Genomic DNA, 21,356 nt, shown 5'->3' on the forward strand with positions numbered 1-21,356 from the left:
GGGTCGCGGCGGTCTTCCTCACCGCGGTGCTCGCGAGCGACCTGCAGCCCGTCGTCGACCGGATCGCCGCGGAGCCGCCCGCTCCCGCGACGGGGTGACCTACGACATCCGGTAGGACGATGTCCCCCGCCCTCACGCGGCACGGACGCCCCCGCCCTACCCTGGGTCGCGACATGGACGCCCGGTATCGCGAGTCCGCATGGACCTGACCCAGACGGTGACCTCGGGTCCCGTCCTGCTGGCACTCGTGCTCTCCCTCGCCGCGGGCCTGATGAGCTTCGCGTCCCCGTGCGTGGTCCCCCTCGTCCCGGGCTACCTCGCCTACCTCGCCGGACTGGTCGGGGCCACCGCGCCCGCGGTCACGCCCGAGGAGGTGGAGGCCCGGGCCGTCGAGCGCCACGCCGGGGTCACCGCCACCGCGCTGTCGACCGGCGCCGCGCCCTCGACCGGTACGACGTCGGCCGCCCCGTCCGCCATCGCGGCGCCTCCCCGCCCGGCCGCACGCGGCCGGTGGCGACTGGCCGGGGCGGCGGGGCTGTTCGTGCTCGGGTTCACCGTGGTGTTCGTGCTCGGCCTCGGCGCGATCGTGTGGGCCGCCGACGCACTCATCGAGAACGAGGCACTGCTGCAGCGTCTCGGCGGCGTCGTCACCGTCGCGATGGGGCTGGTGTTCCTCGGACTGGTGCCCGCTCTGCAGCGGGACACCCGCCCGCACTGGGTGCCGCGCATGGGGCTCGCCGGGGCCCCGCTGCTCGGCGCGACCTTCGGCCTGGGCTGGACCCCCTGTCTGGGGCCGACGCTCACCGGCGTCATCGCCCTGGCCTCCGGAACCGGGGCGGGCGCCGGGGCGTGGCGTGGCGGCCTGCTGGTCCTCTCTTACTGCGTGGGGCTCGGCGTGCCGTTCGTGATCATCGCGCTCGGCGCCGGGCGCGCGGTGCGCGCCCAGGCGTGGCTGCGCGCGCACGTCCGCGGCATCCAGATCGCCGGCGGCGTGCTGCTCGTCCTCGTCGGCCTCGCCCTGGCCACCGGCCTGTGGGCCGAGATCGTGACCCTGCTCCGGGAGCCCGTCGCGGGCTTCTCGACCCCGCTGTGACCCCATGACCCAGACGCTGACCACGCCGCCCGGCGCCCCCGGGCCGCCGCACCCGCCCCGCCGCTGGGGGCGCGACCTGCTCGCGCTCGCCCGCAACACCTGGCGCGGGCTGACGAGCATGCGGACCGCGCTCATCCTGCTGTTCCTGCTCGCGCTCGCCGCGCTGCCCGGGGCGTTCCTCCCGCAGCGCGGCCCGAGCCCGCAGGCGGTACAGGACTACTTCACCGCCCACCCCACGCTCGCGCCGCTCCTCGACCGGATCGGCATCTTCGACCTCTTCGCGACGCCGTGGTTCTCCGCGGTCTACCTGCTGCTGTTCATCTCGCTGGTCGGCTGCCTCGTCCCGCGCACGTGGGAGCAGCTCAAGGGGCTGCGGGCCCGCACCGTCGCCGTCCCCCGCAACCTCTCCCGGCTGCCGCACCACGCCGCGGGCACCGACCCCCGCGCCCCCGACGAGGTCGTCGCGGCCGCCCGCCGTCGGCTGCGGGGCTGGAAGCTCGACGTGCGCAGCGAGGACAACGGTGCCCGGACCATTTCCGCGGAGAAGGGCGCGCTGCGCGAGGTCGGCAACCTCGTCTTCCACATGAGCCTGCTGGCCCTGCTCATCGGGATCGCGGTCGGCAAGCTCTTCGGCTACGAGGGCAACGTCATCGTCATGGCCGACGGGTCCGAGTTCTGCAACTCCGGGATCCTCGCCTACGACACCTTCCGGCCCGGCCTGCGTGTGGACGGCACCGATCTCGACCCGTTCTGCCTCGACATCGACCACTTCGCCGCCCAGTACCGCCCCGACGGTGCCGCGGACTCGTACAGCGCCGACGTCCGGTTCTCCGACGCGGACCAGATCGCCGACGGTGCCCCTCCCACCCCGGGGCAGATCGAGGTCAACGAGCCGCTGCGCTTCGACGGCGAGCGGGTCTACCTGCTCGGCCACGGCTACGCGCCGCAGTTCACCGTGACCTTCCCCGACGGCCAGCAGCGCACCCAGGCGATCCAGTGGGAGCCCGTCGACCAGCGGACGTTCCTCTCCCAGGGGGCGACCAAGTTCGACCGGCCCGGCGTCACCGACGACGCCACCCGCCGTCGTACCCAGCTCGCCATCACCGGGCTGTTCGCCCCGACCTCCAGCGGCGGGGGCGTGGTGACCTCGACCTACCCGGCGCTGACGAATCCCGAGGTGGCCGCCGACGTCTACCGCGGCGACCTGGGACTGGACTCCGGGCGCGGGCAGTCGATCTTCGGCATCGACCAGTCGATGGTCGACCAGGGCCGTCTGACGCGGGTGGCGCGCGAGAACCTGGTCCCGGGCCGGACGATCACTCTCGACGACGGGACGAAGGTCCGCTTCGACGACGTCAAGCAGTGGGTGAACCTGCAGGTCTCCCACGACCCGGCCCAGGACGCGGTGCTCGTCGCGGCGATCGCGCTGCTCCTCGGCATCACGCTGTCCCTGACGATCAAGCGGCGCCGCTTCTGGGTGCGGGTGACGCCGGCGCCCCCCGGCTCGCCGTCTACGACAGGCGGTCGTACGGTGTTCGACGGGGGCGGATCGAGCGTGGAGCTCGGTGGTCTCGCCCGGACCGACCAGGCCGGTTACGGCGAGGAGTTCGACCGCCTCCGGGCCGACCTGCTGCCCACCGCCCCCGCCGTCAGGCGGGACGCCCCGACCCGGGACGACGCCCCGGACCCGACGTCGCAGCGCGACAACGGAGGTACCCGATGAACGTCGACGCCCCCCTGGGCGACTTCGGCGACGTGCTCTTCTACTCGGCGCTCGCGGTCTACATCCTCGCGATGCTGTTGCACGCCGTGGAGCACGGACTGCTGCGCCGGGCCGAGCCCGCCGGTGAGGCGGCACCCGCGGCGGTCCCGGCCGCGGTGGGCGCCGGAGGCTCCGACGAGCCGGGTGCGGTCGGGGTCGTTCCCGACGACCCCGCCTCGGACGACGACCTGGTCCCGGCCGACGCCGCCGGCCCGAGGCCGCCCGCCGGCCGCCCGCCCCGACCCACGTCCGAGCGCTTCGGGCGGATGGGCGTCTCGCTGACGGTCCTCGGTGCGGGCCTGCACCTGGCGATGCTCGTCGTCCGCGGCGTGGCGGCCCACCGCGCGCCGTGGGGCAACATGTACGAGTTCGTCGCCGCGGTGACCCTCGTCGGCGTCGTGGCGTGGCTGGTCGTGCTCTTCCGCCGCCCGGAGCTGCGCCGCCTCGGGGTGTTCGTGCTGCTGCCGGTGATCCTGCTGATGTTCCTCGGCGGGACGGTGCTCTACACGCAGGCCGCGCCCGTGGTGCCCGCGCTGCGCTCCTACTGGCTCGCGATCCACGTGACCGCGGCGGTCATCTCCTCCGGGATCCTGATGTTCGCCGGGGTCGCGAGCGTGCTCTACCTGCTGCGCAGCGCCCACGACTCGAGCGGTCGCATGGCCTGGACCGCCAAGCTGCCCGGCGCCGCCGTCCTCGACCGCGTCGCCTACCGCGCCACCGCCGTCGCCTTCCCGATCTGGACGTTCGCCGTCATCACCGGCGCCATCTGGGCCGAGGCGGCCTGGGGCCGGTACTGGGGCTGGGACCCCAAGGAGACGACCGCGTTCATCGCCTGGGTGGTCTACGCGGGCTACCTGCACGCACGGTCGACGGCGGGGTGGCGTGGCCCCAAGGCGGCGGCGGTGAACGTCGTCGGCTTCGCAGTGATGTCGTTCAACCTGTTCTTCGTCAACATCGTCGTCACCGGCCTCCACTCCTACGCGGGCCTCGGCTGAGCCCGAGCGGCGGCTCCTCATGATCACCGGGACCTCGTGGTCGTCGGAGGAGATCCACCGCGACCACGGCGTCCCGCTGATCACGGGAGGTGGTCCGGGCCGGGCTGACGTCACCGGCCCCCGCCACGGAGATCCGGTGTGGATCGGCCGGATCACCTCGTCCTGATCGTCCCGGCCGGTTACGGTCGGCGCCCCGGGGGTTGCGGCACCGACGCGCCACCGGTGACGAGGGAGGGAACGCGCCGACGATGGATGGCCGCGAGGACGAGCCCGGCGCGGGCGAGGGCGCGACGACGAACGGGTCGGGCCCGGCGTCGGAGGCGGCCGCGGGAGACGGCACGGCCCCCGAGGCGGAGCGGGTGACGACGCCAAGTTCCGGCGCGACGGCGGGTTCCGGCGCGGCAGCGGGTTCGAGCCCGGCGGCGTCGGGTGCGGCGTCCGACGAGGACCTCGCCGCCGAGACCACCCGGCAGGTCGACACCGCGAGCGTCGCCCGGGGTGACGTCCGCCGCCCCGGTTCCCCGGACACCCGGCGGGCCTCGTCGACTTCCACCCCACCATCGACCGGGCCGTCCGTACCCACGCCGCCGCCGTCCGGTCCCTCGCCGGATCAGCCCGACTCCGCGGCGGCAGGTGGGCTCGGGGCCGGTCAGCCGACCTCGGCCCCGCAGCCGTCCGCCCCGCAGCAGTCCGCTCCGCAGCCGTCGGCCGCCCCGGGGGAGAGCTGGGCCGGTGGGGGACGTGCCGCCGAGGCGCGCCCCGCGGAGGAGGGCCAGCCCGCCGAGCGCCCGTCGTCGGAGATCGCGACCGTCGGGCCGCCGCCGATCGGTCCGCCCGCGATGTCCGACCTGTCGTCCGCGCAGCTGCTGCGCCCCGCCAGGCCGGTGCCCCGCACTGGTTGGCGGCGGGCCGTGTTCGTCGCGAGTGGTGGGACGGTCAACCCGGGTGAGAGCGAGGCCGACACCGCGCGCCGGGCCCTCGTCGCACGGGTCAACCAACCGCTGCAGGGCTGCTACAAGATCGCGATGCTGAGCCTCAAGGGCGGTGTCGGCAAGACGACCACCACCGCGGCGCTCGGCGCGACGTTCGCCTCGCTGCGCGGGGACCGGGTCGTCGCGGTCGACGCGAACCCCGATCGGGGGACGCTGGCGGAGAAGGTGCCGGTGGAGACGACGGCCACCGTGCGCCACCTGCTGCGCGACGCCGCCCTGGTCCGGCGCTACTCCGATGTGCGGGCCTACACCTCGCAGGGACCGTCCCGGCTCGAGGTGCTCGCCAGCGAGCAGGACCCGGCGGTCTCGGAGGCGTTCAGCGAACTGGACTACCGGCGCGCGGTGGACCTGCTGGAGCACTTCTACAACATCGTGCTGACCGACTGCGGGACCGGACTCATGCACTCGGCGATGCGCGGGGTGCTCGACGTCGCCGACTCGCTCGTCGTGGTGTCCTCGTCCTCCATCGACGGCGCCCGCAGTGCCTCGGCGACCCTGGACTGGCTCGACGCGCACGGCTACGGCGACCTGGTCGCCCGCTCGACGGCCGTCATCAACTACGTGCGGCGCTCCTCCGGCGGGGTCGACCTGGACCGGGTCGCGGAGCACTTCGCCGCGCGATGCCGCACGGTGGCACGGCTGCCGTTCGACCCGCACCTCGACGAGGGCGCGGAGATCGAGCTGGAGAAGCTGGCGCCCCGCACCCGCACGGCGATGCTCGAACTGGCGGCGGTCGTCGCCGACGACTTCCCGCGGGCCGGGTCCCGCATCCGCATCGCGGGGCGCTGACACGGGACCGACGGGACCGGGCCGGGAACGCGGCGAACCCGCCGACCACCCCGGCCCCGACGACGCGAGCAGGACCCGGCACAGCAGGAACAGCGGACCGGGGGCGCCCCCGGAGTGAGAATCAGGTGCCGGAGGACGGATCCTGGTCGTCGAGGCGGCCGCGCTTCACCTGTTCGTCGAGGCTGCGGAGGAACTCCGGGTCGTCGTCCGGGGCGATCGGGCGCGTCCGGCGCGCGCGACCGTCGCCGGGAGCGCGCGTGGGACCGGTCGGCGGCTCGTCCTCGGTGGTACCCGAGCCCGTGGCGAGAGCCTGAGCGGACACGGCCTTCCAGAGCAACACCCCGACCGCCACCAGGACCATCACCGCGACGACGAACAGCAGCACGACACGCACCTCCTCCGGACGCCCACGGGGGCGGCCGATCGCTCGCGCGGCCCACGCTACCTGGCAGAAGAGGTGTCCGGGGATCGATCGACCGAGGTCCGCCGGGTGGACGGCCCATGACGGCGAGCGGACCGGAACGACGAAGGACCCGGCCACGCGTGCCGCGGGCCGGGTCCTCGTGTCGATGCGTTAGTCGTGGGCCTCGCTGGTGAGTCCGTCGAGCAGGGTGCGCACCTCGGACTCGCGGAAGCGACGGTGCCCGCCCGGCGTGCGGATCGAGCCGATACGGCCGGCTGCCGCCCAGCGGGTGACGGTCTTCGGGTCGACGCGGAACATCGCGGCGACTTCGCCGGGGGTCATGAGTCGCTCGGTCGCTTCGGGTGCGACGGTCATGCGGCACCTCCTCGGGCCTGCTGGCCCGACTACCAGGGACTCTGTCGCCGGGCGTGCGGTCGGTGAGGCCGTGACGCGGGGCGGAGCAGACGTTCTGGTGCGAATCGTGACACCGGACCCCTCACGTACTCGAACGCTAGTGCGGAGGTAAAAGGTTCATAAAGGCAGGAATCGGACGATCGGGTCGTGCGGGCGCCCTCGGCCGGGCGCCTACCCTGGGATCCGTGGAACCCGCTGGATCCCCGTCGGTCGACCCCGGAACCTCGGCCGGAGCCCCGTCACCCGACCCCGTACCGCCGGCCGCGTCCGGGAGCGCGGGCTCGCTGGCCCTCGCGGTCGCCCTCTATGTCGCCGCGCGCCTGGTCCTGGTCGCGGTGGTGGCCGGTGTGCTCGTGCTCGTCGGCCTGCCCCTGCTGCTCGCTCTCCTCATCGCGCTCGTCGTGGCCCTGCCGCTCTCGCTGGTGCTCTTCCGGCCGTTGCGGGCGCGGCTCAACCGCGAGATCGACGCCGCCACCGCCAGCCGCCGTGCGCAGCGGGAACGCCTGCGCGCCGAGCTGCGGGGGGACACGCCGCCGGCCCAGGAGGACTGACTCCCGCGGCTACGCCGTCACCAGGGCGAGCCCGATCGCCGTCCCGACCGACCAGACGAGCAGCGCGATCCCGGTGTCGCGCAGCACCGGGATGAGGGTGGGGCCGCGCCCCCCGCCGAGCACCCGGCGCAGCGCGGGGACCAGCACCACCAGGGCGAGGAGCCCCAGCAGCGCCCACGGTGCCCGCAGGCTCAGCACCAGGCTCATGCCCAGGGGGATGACGGCGAGGGCGGCGTAGAGCACGCGGGTGTCGCGCTCCCCGAGCACGACCGCCAGGGTGCGTTTACCCACGATCGCGTCGGAGGGGACGTCGCGCAGGTTGTTGGCGACCAGCACCGCGCACGAGAGCAGCCCGATCCCGACCGAGGCCCCGATCCCGAGCCCGCTCACCCGGCCGGACTGGGTGTACTCGGTGCCGAGCACCGCGACCGGGCCGAAGAACACGAACACCGCGATCTCGCCCATGCCCCGGTAGCCGTAGGGGCTCGATCCGCCGGTGTAGAACCACGCGCCGGCCAGGCAGACCAGGCCCACGAGCAGCAGCCACCAGGCGCCGCTCACCGCGAGCAGCGCGATCCCCGCCACCGCCCCGATCCCGAGCGAGACGAACGCCGCCCGCCGGACCGCGCCCGGGGTGGCCGCACGGGACCCGACCAGGCGCATGGGACCGACCCGCTCGTCGTCGGTCCCGCGGACGCCGTCGGAGTAGTCGTTGGCGAAGTTGACCCCGATGACCATCCCGATCGCGACGAGCAGCGCCAGGACGGCCGCGACCGGGCTCACCGCGTCCGCGCTCGCCGCCGCACCGGTGCCTGCGACGACGGGGGCGATCGCGTTGGGGAGCGTGCGGGGCCGCGCCCCCTCGACCCATTCCGTCACGGTGGCCATGGCCACGGAGACTAGCCAGCGGCCGGGCGGCGCGGCGCCCAGGAGCGCTCCTCAGCAGGCGGCGGGCGGGGTGGTCGTCGCCATCCAGGCGGCGGGCACGTACCGGTCGGTGTCGACGCGCAGCCAGTCGGTGCTGGTGCCGCGGCTCCCGGTGACCGAGTCACCGGTGACGTGGCACTGCACGTCGACCTGGGCGTCGTTGCCGACCAGTCCCTGGTCGGCGCCGCCGCTCGCGGGCGTCGAGCGCACGGTGACCGGGTTCTGGGGGCTGTCGGCGGTCGCGAGGTGCACGTCGCCGGGGGCCTCGCCCGCACGCCCGGTCCAGAGGTAGTCGACGGTGACGAACGAGTTGTCGTCGAGCCCGAGGGCGTGGAACGTGCCGTCCGCCACGTCGATGCCCGCCGGGTTCTTCACGGAGCGCCCGAGGCCGTCCTCGCCGTCGTTGTACTGGTTCTGGAAGGCCGCCTGGGCCTGCGGCATCCCCTGCGGCAGGTCGGTGTAGGTCGTCCGTGGCGGGACGGCGTTCCAGTAGTCATCGTCGGTGTTCCACGGCCCGACGTCCCAGACCGGCACGGTCGCGCACTTCCCGGCGTCGGTGCACAGCCGCACGCTGTAGTCGCCCTTGCCGTCGGCGTCGAGGGCCTGGCGGGAGGGCAGCGCCACGAACTGGTCGTTCTCGGTGATCACGTGACCGTTGGACGTGGTGCCGCCGACGAGCCCCTCGCGGGTGGCGAACACCTTGTAGGACGCCCGCGGGGTCAGCGTGCGCTGCCCACCGATCTCGCGGTCGGCGTGCACGGACACCTTCCGCACCGTCGGCCCGGCGGCGGTGTCCGGGGAGAGCAGGGTCAGGCGCAGGCCCACCGTCCGGCTGGGGGCGGGCAGGACGGCGGGCGAGCCCGGCGTGGCGGGCACCCACTCCGACCAGCGCCCGGCGTCGTCGCGGCTGCGCACGGACGCGACGACCGAGGTGCCCGGGGGGCGGTCGGCCGTCACCGGGACGTCGAAGCGGTCGACCGCGCGCGCGAAGGTGTGCGTGCCCAGGTCGAGGTAGCCCTGCCGCTGGGCGCCGCGCAGGCTGCCCGCCCGCTGGGCGGACTCACCGTCGCGGGGGCTCGCGAGCCGCGCGGCACCACCGTCGACCTGGACGCGGACCGCGCTGCCCGCGAGCTGGGGATTCCAGCGCTGGGCGTCGGTCCCGGGGGTGACGACGCCCGGGTCCGGCGGGGACGCGCCGATGGCGGCGACCCCGGTGGCGAGCAGCAGGACCGCGGCCGCGGCGAGCACCCACGCCACGACCGGGGTGGACGCGGGGCGGCGCCGGGGCGTGGTGCGCATGTCCGGGGCAACCCCGCTGACGGAGCCCGCGATACGTCCCCACGCGTCTCTCCAACCACACGGGTGTCACTCGATCCGGTGGTCGCGGCCTCGATCGGCGCGCCTGCTGGTGCGCCCCCGGTCGCCGTGGGTGTCCGTGCGTGGCGATCGTGGGGACGGGCGAGCGGAGCGACGGGGGATGGATTCGTGGCATCCGATCCGGCCCCGTGACGTGACGGTCGACCGTTCAGGCGGCCGGGACGCCTCCCGCTCATTACGCTCGCGCGCCGTGAACCCGTCGTCGGTGCTGGCCCGTGTGGTCGTCGACGAATGGGTGCGTGGCGGGGTCCGCGAGGTGGTCGCCTGCCCGGGGTCGCGCAACGCGCCGCTCCTGCTCGCGCTGCACGCCGCCGACGCCGAGCGGAGCCTGCGCCTGCACGTGCGCATCGACGAGCGCTCGGCCGGGTTCCTCGCGGTCGGGCTCGCGGCGCGCTCGGGCCTCCCGGTCCCCGTGGTCGTCACGTCCGGGACCGCGGTGGCCAACCTGCACCCGGCGGTCCTCGAGGCCTCCCACGCCGGCGTGCCGCTCGTGGTGGCCAGCGCCGACCGCCCCCTGGAACTGGTCGGGACCGGCGCCAACCAGACCGTCGACCAGGTCGGTCTCTTCGGTCGGGCGGTGCGGGCGACCGTCGTGCTGCCGCTCGCCGAGGAGCGCGCGCGGGCCGCGGACGGGTGGCGCGCCGCGGTGTGCCGCGCCCTCGACCACGCCGCGGGCACGAGTACCGGCGACCCCGGGCCGGTCCAGCTCGACGTCCCGCTGCGGGAGCCCCTGGTCCCCGACACCGCCGATTCCGCCGACGGCTCCGCGCTCCCGGTCTGGGCGGCCGGACGCCCCGACGGCGCCCCGTGGACCCGCGTCGCTGCCCATGTCCCGCGCGTCGGCGTGCTCGACCTCACCGACCCCGTCCCGACCCTGGTCGTCGCCGGCCACGGTGCCGCCGCCCCGGACGGGCTGCCCGCGGGGGTCCCGGTCGTCGCCGAGCCGACCTCTCCGCTGTGGGGGCGTGGCCTACGGGCCGGGCCGCGCCTGCTCGACGCCGCACTCGCCGGGGCCGCCCCGGAGCTGCTGCCCGAGCGGGTCGTCGTCCTCGGGCGCCCGACGCTGCACCGCCCGATCTCCCGGCTCCTCGCCGATCCCCGGGTGGAGGTCGTGGTGGTGCCCGCCGCGACCGCCGACGGCGCCGCCCGGCCGGGCTGGACCGACGTCGCCGCGACCGCGTCCCACGTCGGTGCCCTGCCCCCGCCACCGGCGTGGGGCGTCGACGCGGCCTACGGCGATCGGGTGCACGCCGCGGACCGGCGCGTCGCCGACGCCCTGGACGCGTCGGTCGAGGAGGGGACCGGTCCGGCGCTGGCGGCCACGGTGGTCGCGGCGCTGCCGCCCGGGGCCCTGCTCGTGGTCGGCTCGTCGAGCCCGGTGCGCGATGTCGGGCTTGCGGCCCGCCCCCGCGAGGACGTCACCGTGCTCTCGGCCCGCGGCGTGTCCGGCATCGACGGCGCGGTGTCGTTCGCCACCGGAGCCGCGCTCGCGCACGCCGCGCCCGCCTATGCGCTGCTCGGCGACCTGACGTTCCTCCACGACGCGGGCGGACTGCTGGTGGGTGAGGACGAGCCCGAGCCCGAGCTCGTGGTGGTCGTGGCCAACGACGACGGCGGCAGCGTCTTCGCCACCCTCGAGCAGGGCGCCGCGGAGCACGCCGCGGCGTTCGAGCGGGTCTTCGCCGTCCCGCACGGCACCGACCTCGCGGCGCTGTGCGGGGCCCACCACGTGGAGCACACCGCGCCGTCGGACGCCGCGGGGCTCGCGGCCGCGCTCGCGCCCACCGGCAGGCCCGGTCTGCGCGTGGTCGAGGTCGCGGTGGACCGCGCCGACCGTCGCGGGCTCGCCGATCGGCAACGCGCCGTGGCGCTCGACGCCGTCGGCCGCGATACCGCCGCCGTAGGACCGGATCTTCCCGACGAAAAGGACGGCTCCGCTCCGATCGGTAGCATCGTCGGCGACGGTGTGTGAGCGGAACGGGGGCGGTTCGTGCTGGTGCTGATCGGGGCCCACGCCCTGGCCGCCCTGCTCGCACCCACCCTCGTGCACGCGCTCGGCCGCCGGGCGTTCCTGGTGCTCGCCCTGGTCCCGGCCGCGGCCTTCGTCTGGATCCTGACCCGCCTGCCGACGGTCCTCACCGGCGGTGAGGTGGCGGAGGGGTTCACCTGGATCCCGGCGCTCGGCGTCGACGTCGCCGTCCGCCTCGACGCGCTCTCGGCCACCCTGTCGCTGCTGGTGACCGGCGTCGGCGCGCTGGTCGTCCTCTACTGCGCGCGCTACTTCACCCCCTCGTCGAGCGGGCTCGGCCGTTTCGCCGCGGTCTTCACGGCCTTCGCCGGCGCGATGCTCGCACTGGTGTGGGCGGACGACGTCGTCGTGCTCTACGTCTGCTGGGAGCTGACGACGATCTTCTCGTTCCTGCTCGTCGGGCAGGACGCGCACAAGCGCGCCAGCCGCGCCGCGGCGATGCAGGCGCTGATCGTCACCGCCGCCGGTGGGCTGACGATGCTGGTCGGCCTGGTCATCCTCGCCGAGGCCGCGGGGACCTACCGGCTCTCCGGGATCGTGTCCTGGGCGAGCACCGCCGCGGGCCCGTCCGGGGCCGCGGTGACCGCGGGCGTGGTGTGCGTGCTCGTGGGGGCGCTGTCGAAGTCGGCGCTGGTCCCGTTCCAGTTCTGGCTGCCCTCGGCGATGGCCGCGCCCACCCCGGTCAGCGCGTTCCTGCACGCCGCCGCGATGGTCAAGGCGGGCGTGTACCTCGTGCTGCGGCTGGCGCCCGGCTTCGCCGACGTCGGGGCCTGGCGGCCGCTCATCGCCATCGCCGCCGGGCTCACGATGCTCCTCGGCGGCGTCCTCGCGGCCCGCCAGACCGACCTCAAGCTGCTGCTCGCGTACGGCACGGTCTCCCAGCTCGGGTTCATGATCCTGCTGGCCGGGGCGGGGACACGGGACGCGGCGCTGGCGGCGCTCGGCCTCGTCGTCGCGCACGCGCTGTTCAAGTCGACCCTGTTCCTCACCGTCGGGGTCATCGACCGCTGCGCGGGCACGCGGGACCTGCGGGAACTGTCCGGGCTCGGGCGGCGGGCGCCCGTGCTGGCCACGGCGGGGACGCTCGCGGCCGCGTCGATGGCGGGCATCCCGCCGCTGCTCGGGTTCGTCACCAAGGAGGGCGCGTTCGAGGCGTTCCTCCATGACGCGTACGGGTCCTGGGCCGACGCCCTGCTCGTGGTGATCGTCGTCGGCTCGGTGCTCACCGTCGCCTACAGCGCCCGGTTCGTCGCCGGCGCGTTCACGGGCGCCTTCACCGAGCGTCCCGGGACGCAGTGGATCCGGCCCGGGGCGCTGTTCGTCGGTCCGCCTGCCGTGCTCGGCCTGGCCGGTCTGGTGGCCGGGCCGGCGGCGGGACTGTTCGCCCCGCTGCTCGTGCGCTACGCGGCCACCCTCGCCCCGAGCTATCCGGTCCTCTTCGCGCTGACACTCCTGCCCGGCTCCGGGGTCGCCCTGGGCCTCTCGGTGCTCGCGATCGTGCTCGGCCTGGGCCTCGCCCTGCCCCGGCCCGCCGGGTGGCTCGCCGCGCTGCGCCCCTTCGCCGCGTTCCGGTCCGAGGTCACCTGGCGCGTCCTGGTCCACGCGGTCGAGCAGGGCTCGCTGCGGGTCACGGCGCAGACGCAGCGCGGCTCGCTGGCGGTGGTGGTGGGCACGATCCTCGTGGTGCTGCTGGCCGGACCGGGTGTGGCCCTGGTGGCGACCGGTGCGCTCGGTGAGATCCGGGTCGACCGCGTGGCGGACTCGCCCGCCCAGGTCGTCGCGGCGGTCCTCGCCGTGGCGTCCACCGCCGCCGCGGCGCTCGCGCGCAGGCGCCTCTCCGCGGTCCTGCTCGTCGGCGGCCTCGGCTACGCGGTCGCGGTGCTCTTCGCGCTGGCCGGCGCGCCCGACGTCGCCCTGACCCAGGCCCTCGTGGAGACCATGACCCTCGTCGTGGTCGTCCTCGTCCTGCGTCGGCTGCCCGCGGAGATCACCGAGCACCACTCGCCGCGCCGCCGTCTCGCCCGCCTCGCGATCGCCGCGCCGATCGGTGTGCTCCTCGCGCTGCTCGGGGCGGCCTCCCTCGGCGCCCGCGCCTTCCCGGCGGTGTCGCTGGCCTTCCCCGCGCAGGCCTACGACTACGGGGCGGGCCAGAACGTCGTCAACGTGACCCTGGTCGACATCCGCGCCTGGGACACGATCGGCGAGCTCTCCGTGCTGCTCGCCGCCGCGACCGGCGTGGCGAGCCTCGTCTTCCTCGACCGCCGCACCGGCACCCCGGCCGGCGGGGGACGCCGTCGCAGGCGTGCCCCGGTCGCACCCGGCCCCGTCGGGGAGGCGGCGTGGCTGCGCGGCCCGACCCTCGAGCGGCTCGCCCGGGCGCTGCGGCCCGGGCCCGCGGTGACCGAGCGGGCGCTGCTGCTCGAGGTCGTCACCCGCCTCGTCTTCCCGACGATCATGGTGCTGTCGGTGTACTTCCTGTTCGCCGGGCACAACGCGCCGGGCGGCGGGTTCGCGGGCGGGCTGCTCGCCGGGCTGGCGCTGGTGGTGCGCTACGTCGCGGGCGGCCGCTACGAGCTCGGGGAGGCCGCGCCGGTGGAGGCGGGCACGCTGCTCGGCACCGGGCTGCTGCTCGCCGGCCTGTCCGGGCTCGGCGGGCTGGTGCTGGGCGGCGAGGTGCTCCAGACCGCCGTGCTCGAGGTCGACGTCCCGGTGCTCGGTCACGTCAAGCTGGTGACCTCGCTGTTCTTCGACGTCGGCGTCTACCTCATCGTCGTCGGGCTCGTCCTCGACATCCTGCGCAGCCTCGGCGCCGAGCTCGACCGGCTCGGGGACACCCCCACCGCCCCGGCGGCGCCTGTCCCGACGGGGGCGCGCCCGTGAGCTCCTCGCTGCTGCTGCTCGTGCTGATCGCGCTGCTCTACACCGCGGGGATCTACCTCGTGCTCGACCGCAGCCTCACCCGCGTGCTCCTCGGCGTCCTGATCCTCGGCAACGCCACCAACCTGCTGGTGATCTCGGCAGGCGGGCCGTTCGGGGCGGCGGCGCTGGTCGGGCGCGCCCCCGAATCGGCGATGAGCGACCCACTCGTGCAGGCGCTCGTGCTCACGGCGATCGTCATCACCCTCGGCGTCGCGGCCTTCCTGCTGTCGATCATCCATCGCACCTGGACGCTCGACCGGGAGGACGACCTGACCGAGGACACCGAGGACCGCTCGGTGCGGCGGCGGCTCGCCCGCGGTGAGCACGTCGACGAGGACGAGCTGGACACCACCGGCTGCGAGGCCACCTCGGACACCGACGACGACCGCGCGAAGCGTGCCGCCACGACCGGGGGCACCCCGTGAACCCGGCGTCGACCGTCGTCGAGAGCCTCATCCCGCTGACGGTCCTGCTGCCGCTGCTCGGGGCGGGCGCGGCCCTGGTGCTCGCGGGCAGGCCGACGCTGCAGCGGATCGTCTCGGTGAGCGTGCTCGTCGTCGTGGTCGCGATCTCGGCGGTGCTCGTCGCGGCGGCGGCCGACGGGCCCCGCGTGGTCACCGTCGGGTCCTGGCCCGCGCCGCTCGGGATCACCCTGGTCGCCGACCAGCTCTCGACGATCATGCTGCTGACGTCGATGACGGTGACCCTGCTGGTGCTCCTCTACGCGATCGGCCAGGGCACCTCCGACGACGACTCCCGCACCCCGGTGTCGATCTTCCATCCGACCTACCTGGTGCTGGCCGCGGGCGTCGCCAATGCCTTCCTCTCCGGCGACCTGTTCAACCTCTACGTCGGCTTCGAGGTCCTGCTCATGGCGAGCTACGTGCTGCTCACCCTGGGCGGGACGCGGTCGCGGGTCCGGGCGGGGCTGACCTACGTCGTCGTGAACGTGCTGTCCTCGCTGGTCTTCCTCATCGGGATCGCGCTGGTCTACGGCGCGGTCGGCACGCTGAACCTCGCCCAGATCTCGGTCCGGATGGCGGCGGTGCCGCCGGGGACCCAGCTCACGATCCACCTCGTGCTGCTGACCGCGTTCGGCATCAAGGCCGCGGTCTTCCCGCTCTCGGCCTGGCTGCCGGACTCCTACCCGACGGCGGCCGCCCCGGTCACCGCGGTGTTCGCCGGCCTGCTCACCAAGGTCGGGGTCTACTCGATCATCCGCACGCAGACGCTGCTGTTCCCCGACGCCCCGGTGGTCGACGACGTCCTGATGGTGGCCGCCCTGGCGACGATGGTGATCGGCGCGCTCGGCGCGATCGCGCAGGAGGACATCAAGCGGGTGCTGTCCTTCACCCTGGTCAGCCACATCGGCTACATGATCTTCGGGGTGGCGCTGGCGACCCCGGCGGGCGTGGGCGCGGCGATCTTCTACGTCGTCCACCACATCACCGTGCAGGCGACGCTGTTCTGCGTCGCGGGCCTGGTCGAGCGGATCGGGGGATCGACGTCGATGACCCGGCTGGCCGGGCTCGCGGCGGCGTCGCCGGTGCTCGCCGTCCTGTACTTCGTGCCTGCGGTCAACCTCGGCGGCATCCCGCCGCTGTCGGGCTTCGTCGGGAAGCTCGGCCTCGTGGAGGCGGGTGTGCAGGACGGTTCGGTGCTGGCCTGGTTGCTCGTCGGCGGCGCCGTGCTCACCAGCCTGCTCACCCTCTACGCGATGGCCAAGGTGTGGGTGCTCGCGTTCTGGCGGCCCGTCGACCAGCTCCCGGCCGAGGATCCCGAGGACGCCGACGACGCCGGCACCGACGCCGACGCCGACGTCGAGGGTCGCTACCCCCGGCTGATCGGCGCCGGACGGCCGGCGCCGGGCACGGGCGCGTACTCCGGGGACTTCCTCGGTGCCCCGTCCGCGATCGCCGCGGCGCGGCGCCCGGTCGCGCTGCCGCGGGCGATGACGGCGGCCACGGCCGGCCTGGTCGCGGTGGGGCTCGCGCTCACCGTCGTCGCCGGCCCGCTCTACACCCTCACCGACCGGGCGGCCGCCGACCTCGTGGCCCGCACGCCGTACGTCTCGGCGGTGTTCGCCCAGGCCGTGGACACGCGGGTGTCCCGGTGAGCGCCCCGGCCCGCACGTGGTGGGTCCGCCGTCCCCGGGTGCTGCGGGTGCTGTGGCTGACGCTGGTGTGGGTCCTGCTCTGGGGCACGTTCTCCTGGGCGAACCTGCTCGGCGGGCTCGTGGTCGCCGTCGGCGTCCTGGTGGCGTTCCCGCTCCCCGCCGTGTCCTCCGGCGGCCGGCTGCGCCCGCTCGCGCTGGTCCGGGTGGTGCTCGACGTGGCCCGCGACCTCGCCGTGTCGAGCGTCCAGGTGGCCTGGCAGTCGGTGCGCCCCGGACCGCCGATCCGCAGCTCGATCGTCGCCGTCGAGGTCCCGGACGACTCCGAGCTGCTCATGGCCCTGCTCGTGGAGTGCCTCTCGCTGGTGCCGGGCAGCGTCGTCGTGGAGGCCTCCGCCGCCGAGCGGACCCTCTGGGCCCACGTGCTCGGCATCGCCGACGAGGCGGGCGTCGAGCGCTTCCGGCGCCAGGTCGCCCGGCTGGTCTCGGATCTGATGACCGCCGGGGTGCACCGGGTCCGCGTCGTGCCGGAGCGCTCCGGGCGCAGCGGCGCCGGCACCGACCCCCGCGACGATCCCGACGAGGCGCCCGCCTCCGGGAGCCCGACCACCGGGAGCGGCCCATGAGCACCGCCGGGTTCCTGCTGACCGTCGCGCTGGCCGTCCTCGGGCTGAGCCTGCTGCTGGTCACGGTGCGTTTCGTGCGCGGCCCGTCGGCGCTCGACCGGCTGGTGTCGCTCGACGCGATCGTCGCGGTGATCATGTGCGCGCTGATGGCCCACGTCGCCCTGACCCGGGACTCGGCGACGGTGCCCGCGATCGTCGCGGTCAGCCTGGTCGGCTTCCTGGGGTCGTCGACAGTGGCGCGCTTCGTCGGGCGTCGCCGTGACGCCGGGCAGGACGGGGAGGACCGGTGAGCACGCTCGAGTCCGTCCTCGACGTCGTCGGCGCCGTGCTCGTGGTGCTCGGGGCGCTGCTGGCCCTGGCCGCCGCGATCGGGCTGCTCCGCCTGCCGGACGTGCTCTCCCGCATGCACGCCGCCACGAAGCCGCAGACCGCGGGCCTCGTGCTCGTCGTCATCGGCACCGCGCTGCTGCTCCGTACCAGCGCCGACGTGTGGATGCTGCTGCTGGTCGGCGCCTTCGCGCTCATCACCGCCCCGGTGACCGCCCACCTCGTCGGCAGGCTCGCGTACCGGTCCGGCGGGGTGCGCCCCGACCTGCTCCACCGCGACGACCTCGCCGACCGCGCGGACACCTCCGCCCCCGACTGACCCCCGACGAGGCGGTGGGCGGTGGTCCCGCCGCGACGTGCGCGGGCCTGGGGTGAGGTCGCGGTGAGCGCCACGGAGCGACGTCGCGGACCGCCCGCCGTTCGCCCCGCAGGGTCACCCGACCGGCGCACGATGCCCTGGCCGGGGGAGGACCGCCGCCGGATCTCACTACTCTGGACGCCGTGACGGATCTGCGCGCGATGATCACCGGGCGTGCCCGGCTCGCGCGACGCGGCGTCGGGCTCGCCCTCGATGCCGCCCGGACGGTGCTGGCCCCCGTCGGCCGCCGCGTCCCCGAGATCCTCGTCGGCCTCGGGGTGGTCCTGACCGCTCTCGTGGTGCTCGTGCTCGTCGGGGCCGCCCGTGACGACGCGTCGATCACCGCCGACCGCGGCGTGGCCGTGGGCGAGGTCCTCGACGGGTCCGACGCACAGCACACCTTCATCCGCTTCACGGCGTCCGACGGGGCGGTGCTCACGCCGGAGAACGGCGTGCTCTACCCGCGTGGCCTCGAACCGGGCAACTACGTGCTCGTCGAGTACGACCGCACGAAGCCCGAGATGGTGCGCGTCGCCGACCGGTCCTGGACCGAGGGGCTCGCGCCCGCGGCGCTGGGGGTCGCGGGCCTGTGGGTCGTGCTCGGCCCGCTCGCCTGGTACCTCGGGCGTCGCCGACGGGCCGGCCGCTCCGACGCCGACGACGGGTCCCCGGTGCTCCCGGACGTCACGACGCCGCCCGGGTCGGCGCCGTCGCAGGAGTCCTCGCCCGACTCGCCCGACGACGAGACCGCGCGCCGCGAGCCGGTGGGGGCCACTCGGTGACCGCGGGCGCGCCCGAGCGCGGCTCACGCGCCGGGCTCGATCGCGACCCCTCCGCCGTCGCCCGGATGTTCGACGGGGTCGCCGCCCGCTACGACGTCACGAACACCGTGCTCTCCTTCGGGCGCGACCGCGCCTGGCGTCGGGCCACCCGCGACGCGCTGACCGTCGGGCCCGGCGACGTCGTGCTCGACATCGCGGCGGGGACCGGGGTGTCGACGGTCGAGCTCGCCCGGTCCGGGGCGACCTGCCTCGCCGCCGACTTCTCGCTCGGCATGCTGCGCACCGGCCGCACCCGGCACGCGGGCGAGGTGCCCTACGTCGCCGCGGACGCGATGCGCCTGCCCCTGGCCGACGCGTCCGTCGACGCGGTCGTCATGTCGTTCGGGCTCCGCAACGTCGTCGACACCGACGCCGCGCTCGCCGAGTTCGCCCGCGTGACCCGCCCCGGCGGGACGCTCGCGATCTGCGAGTTCTCGACCCCGACCTGGACCCCGTTCCGCCGCGTCTACACCGACTACCTGATGCGGGCGCTCCCGCGGGTGGCCCGTGCGGTGAGCTCCAACCCGGACGCCTACGTCTACCTGGCGGAGTCGATCCGCTCCTGGCCCGACCAGGCGGCGCTGGCCCGTCGCATCGCGGGCGCGGGCTGGGCTGCGGTGAGCTGGCGGGACCTGACCGGCGGCATCGTCGCGCTGCACACCGCCGTCCGCTGACGCGGTTCTCCGCCCGGTCGGCGAGGGGCACACCAGGCAGGCCGCGAGCCCGGCCGGCCTGCCCCCAGTGCTCGTGATCATGGAGCGAGCGGGGGCCAGGGCCGGTTCCGCGATCTTCGTAGATCAAACCGTGATTCAGCGGGCGTGTCGCACGCAACATGCCTAGACTCGGGCCCGCCCGGAGCTAGTGAACGAATTCACAAGGAGCCACGGTGTCCGCTCACCACCACGAGCGCACCCGGCGAACCGTCGGGGGCGATGCCGACGTCATCGTCGTCGGCGCCGGTCCGGCGGGCTCCACCGCGGCCACCTATCTCGCGCGCGCGGGCCTGGACGTGCTGGTGCTCGAGAAGTCCGGGTTCCCGCGCGAGAAGGTCTGCGGGGACGGGCTCACCCCTCGGGCGGTGAAGCAGCTGATCGACCTCGGCGTCGACACCCGGCCGGAGGCGGGCTGGCTGCACAACAAAGGCCTGCGCGTGGTCGGCGGCGGCCGCTCGGTCGAGCTGCCGTGGCCGGAGCTCACGAGCTTCCCGCCCTACGGGCTCGTCCGTCAGCGCCGGGACCTCGACCAGATGCTCGCCGACCACGCGCGGGACGCGGGCGCGCGGATCGAGGAGCGCACGGCGGTCTCGGCCGCCGTGACCGACGAGCGTTCCGGCCGGGTCGTCGGGGTCCGGGCGCGGCAGGGCGCGGAGCGCGAGCCGGTCACCTACACCGCGCCGCTGGTCGTCGCCTGCGACGGAGTGGGAGCCCGCACCGCGCTCTCCCGGGGCATCGGCAAGCGCGACGACCGGCCCCTCGGCGTGGCGGTCCGCCGCTACTACACGAGTCCGCGCAGCCACGACGACTTCCTCGAGACCCACCTGGAGCTGTGGGACCGCTCGGGTCCGGAGGACCGGCTGCTGCCCGGCTACGGCTGGGTGTTCGGCATGGGCGACGGGACGGCCAACGTCGGGCTCGGGATCCTGTCCCAGTCCAACGCCGGGGCGTCCAGCGACTACCGCGCGATGCTGCGGGCGTGGTGCGAGTCGTTGCCCGAACAGTGGGGCTTCACCGAGGAGAACGCGGTGAACGTCATCGGCGGGGCCGCGCTGCCGATGGGCTTCAACCGGACCCCGGTCTACGCGGACGGCCTGGTGCTCGTCGGGGACGCGGGCGGCATGGTCAACTCGTTCAACGGCGAGGGCATCGCCTACGCCATGCAGTCGGCGTCGCTCGCCGCGTCCGCCGTCGTGCAGGCCCTCGCGCGTCCCGAGGGCCCGGCGCGGGAGCGGGCGCTCGAGGGCTATCCGGCGGCCGTACGCGCCGAGCTCGCCAGCTACTACCGGCTGGGGAACCGGTTCGCCCACGCGCTGCGCCATCCCCGGTTGGTGCAGTACACCGCGCGCCACGGGCTCCCCCGGCAGGCGCTCATGCGGTTCCTGCTCAAGCTGCTCGCGAACCTGCACGACACCCGCGACGGCGACGCCTCCGACCGGCTCCTGGAGCTGATGCTGCGGCTGACCCCGCAGCTCTCGGAGGCACCCCCGACCGCCGGGCGCCCCGCCCGGCACGCCAAGCCGACGACCCGCTCCGCGCCCGGGAGGGATCGCGCCGCATGAGTCGATGACCACCCATGAGTAAGGCGACCCTCATCAGGGCCGTATGCCACCGCGCTCCGTAAGGTCGGCGTCCATCCGGAGGACGTGACCTCGGACACCGGGAACCCGGTGGTGACAGCCACGTACCCCCACTGCCGGGCGGCAGGAACAGCGAACGACGACGGAGCAGGAGGTCTCTCGAAGATGCAGGGCCCGGGAACGGCGGGACTGACCGCCTATGTCCCCCTCCTCGTCATGTTCTTGCTCGCGGGAGGGTTCGCGCTCTTCTCCGTCACCGCCGCGCCCTACATCGGCCCGCGGCGCTACAACCGCGCCAAGCTCGACTCCTACGAATGCGGCATCGAGCCCTCGCCGCAGCCGCTGGTCGGCGGCGGCCGAATCCCGGTCGCCTACTACCTCACGGCGATGATGTTCATCCTCTTCGACGTCGAGATGGTGTTCCTCTATCCATTCGTGATCAACATCGATGCCCTCGGCCTGTTCGGACTGGTCGAGGTCGTGCTGTTCATCGGGACCGTCGCGTTCGCGTACGCCTACGTATGGCGTCGCGGCGGCCTGGACTGGACCTAGCCATGACACGCAATA

The 21,356-nt window shown here is 74.8% G+C and carries 20 protein-coding genes; 16 read left to right on the forward strand and 4 right to left on the reverse strand.

What is annotated here, in order from left to right; genetic code table 11:
- Positions 1 to 199: 199 nt before the first annotated feature.
- From VGI02_RS19950 to VGI02_RS19965, 4 genes are all read left to right on the forward strand, one after another.
- On the forward strand, positions 200 to 1,093 hold the full coding sequence (locus VGI02_RS19950; protein ID WP_331630071.1) for a cytochrome c biogenesis CcdA family protein: 894 nt from the start codon (positions 200 to 202) through the stop codon (positions 1,091 to 1,093).
- Between the two features lie 4 nt (positions 1,094 to 1,097).
- A complete protein-coding gene (resB, locus tag VGI02_RS19955; RefSeq protein WP_331630073.1) occupies positions 1,098 to 2,816 on the forward strand; it encodes a cytochrome c biogenesis protein ResB in 1,719 nt (572 codons plus the stop codon).
- Positions 2,813 to 3,850 carry a c-type cytochrome biogenesis protein CcsB gene (gene ccsB / locus VGI02_RS19960; RefSeq protein WP_331630075.1) on the forward strand — a complete coding sequence of 346 codons (1,038 nt, stop codon included), beginning with the start codon at positions 2,813 to 2,815 and terminating at the stop codon, positions 3,848 to 3,850. The genes resB and ccsB overlap by 4 nt, the downstream gene beginning before the upstream one ends.
- Before the next feature lie 248 nt (positions 3,851 to 4,098).
- Positions 4,099 to 5,631, forward strand: coding sequence for an AAA family ATPase (locus tag VGI02_RS19965; protein ID WP_331630077.1), 1,533 nt, complete (start codon positions 4,099 to 4,101; stop codon positions 5,629 to 5,631).
- Between the two features lie 121 nt (positions 5,632 to 5,752).
- On the opposite strand, the gene VGI02_RS19970 is transcribed toward VGI02_RS19965, so the two are convergent.
- Together VGI02_RS19970 and VGI02_RS19975 are read right to left on the reverse strand one after the other, a co-directional pair.
- Entirely contained in the window at positions 5,753 to 6,016 is a 264-nt protein-coding gene (locus VGI02_RS19970) for a hypothetical protein (protein WP_331630079.1), read from the reverse strand.
- 189 nt (positions 6,017 to 6,205) lie between these two features.
- Entirely contained in the window at positions 6,206 to 6,409 is a 204-nt protein-coding gene (locus tag VGI02_RS19975; protein WP_230730337.1) for a BldC family transcriptional regulator, read from the reverse strand.
- Positions 6,410 to 6,633: 224 nt separating this feature from the next.
- Between VGI02_RS19975 and VGI02_RS19980 the strand changes: the two genes are divergently transcribed.
- Positions 6,634 to 6,999, forward strand: a complete 366-nt coding sequence (locus VGI02_RS19980; RefSeq protein ID WP_331630081.1) for a DUF4229 domain-containing protein — start codon at positions 6,634 to 6,636, stop codon at positions 6,997 to 6,999.
- Positions 7,000 to 7,008: 9 nt separating this feature from the next.
- Here the strand turns inward: VGI02_RS19980 and VGI02_RS19985 are convergent, their stop codons facing one another.
- Entirely contained in the window at positions 7,009 to 7,887 is an 879-nt protein-coding gene (locus VGI02_RS19985) for a 1,4-dihydroxy-2-naphthoate polyprenyltransferase (protein WP_331630083.1), read from the reverse strand.
- A 51-nt stretch (positions 7,888 to 7,938) separates the two neighbouring features.
- A complete protein-coding gene (locus VGI02_RS19990; RefSeq protein WP_331630085.1) occupies positions 7,939 to 9,225 on the reverse strand; it encodes a DUF8814 domain-containing protein in 1,287 nt (428 codons plus the stop codon).
- A gap of 268 nt (positions 9,226 to 9,493) precedes the next feature.
- Here VGI02_RS19990 and menD point away from each other — a divergent pair, with 268 nt between their 5' ends.
- The 11 genes from menD (at position 9,494) to VGI02_RS20045 (ending at position 21,341) form a co-directional block, all read left to right on the forward strand.
- Positions 9,494 to 11,275, forward strand: coding sequence for a 2-succinyl-5-enolpyruvyl-6-hydroxy-3-cyclohexene-1-carboxylic-acid synthase (gene menD, locus VGI02_RS19995; protein WP_331630087.1), 1,782 nt, complete (start codon positions 9,494 to 9,496; stop codon positions 11,273 to 11,275).
- Between the two features lie 18 nt (positions 11,276 to 11,293).
- A complete protein-coding gene (locus VGI02_RS20000) occupies positions 11,294 to 14,212 on the forward strand; it encodes a Na+/H+ antiporter subunit A (protein ID WP_331630089.1) in 2,919 nt (972 codons plus the stop codon).
- A complete protein-coding gene (locus VGI02_RS20005) occupies positions 14,209 to 14,676 on the forward strand; it encodes a Na(+)/H(+) antiporter subunit C (protein ID WP_331630091.1) in 468 nt (155 codons plus the stop codon). The genes VGI02_RS20000 and VGI02_RS20005 overlap by 4 nt, the downstream gene beginning before the upstream one ends.
- Entirely contained in the window at positions 14,673 to 16,367 is a 1,695-nt protein-coding gene (locus VGI02_RS20010; protein WP_331630093.1) for a Na+/H+ antiporter subunit D, read from the forward strand. Before VGI02_RS20005 ends, VGI02_RS20010 begins: the two co-directional genes overlap by 4 nt.
- Positions 16,364 to 16,990, forward strand: a complete 627-nt coding sequence (locus VGI02_RS20015; RefSeq protein WP_331630095.1) for a Na+/H+ antiporter subunit E — start codon at positions 16,364 to 16,366, stop codon at positions 16,988 to 16,990. The genes VGI02_RS20010 and VGI02_RS20015 overlap by 4 nt, the downstream gene beginning before the upstream one ends.
- Positions 16,987 to 17,280 carry a monovalent cation/H+ antiporter complex subunit F gene (locus VGI02_RS20020; RefSeq protein WP_331630097.1) on the forward strand — a complete coding sequence of 98 codons (294 nt, stop codon included), beginning with the start codon at positions 16,987 to 16,989 and terminating at the stop codon, positions 17,278 to 17,280. Before VGI02_RS20015 ends, VGI02_RS20020 begins: the two co-directional genes overlap by 4 nt.
- Positions 17,277 to 17,636, forward strand: a complete 360-nt coding sequence (mnhG, locus tag VGI02_RS20025; RefSeq protein ID WP_331630099.1) for a monovalent cation/H(+) antiporter subunit G — start codon at positions 17,277 to 17,279, stop codon at positions 17,634 to 17,636. The genes VGI02_RS20020 and mnhG overlap by 4 nt, the downstream gene beginning before the upstream one ends.
- Positions 17,637 to 17,818: 182 nt before the next feature.
- On the forward strand, positions 17,819 to 18,457 hold the full coding sequence (locus VGI02_RS20030) for a DUF3592 domain-containing protein (protein WP_331630101.1): 639 nt from the start codon (positions 17,819 to 17,821) through the stop codon (positions 18,455 to 18,457).
- A complete protein-coding gene (locus VGI02_RS20035) occupies positions 18,454 to 19,170 on the forward strand; it encodes a demethylmenaquinone methyltransferase (protein WP_331630103.1) in 717 nt (238 codons plus the stop codon). Before VGI02_RS20030 ends, VGI02_RS20035 begins: the two co-directional genes overlap by 4 nt.
- A 212-nt stretch (positions 19,171 to 19,382) precedes the next feature.
- A complete protein-coding gene (locus VGI02_RS20040; protein ID WP_331630105.1) occupies positions 19,383 to 20,771 on the forward strand; it encodes a geranylgeranyl reductase family protein in 1,389 nt (462 codons plus the stop codon).
- Positions 20,772 to 20,954: 183 nt separating this feature from the next.
- Positions 20,955 to 21,341, forward strand: coding sequence for an NADH-quinone oxidoreductase subunit A (locus tag VGI02_RS20045; RefSeq protein ID WP_331630107.1), 387 nt, complete (start codon positions 20,955 to 20,957; stop codon positions 21,339 to 21,341).
- Positions 21,342 to 21,356 lie beyond the last annotated feature (15 nt).

Source organism: Actinomycetospora sp., from assembly GCF_036497245.1.
Classification (GTDB): Bacteria; Actinomycetota; Actinomycetes; order Mycobacteriales; family Pseudonocardiaceae; genus Actinomycetospora.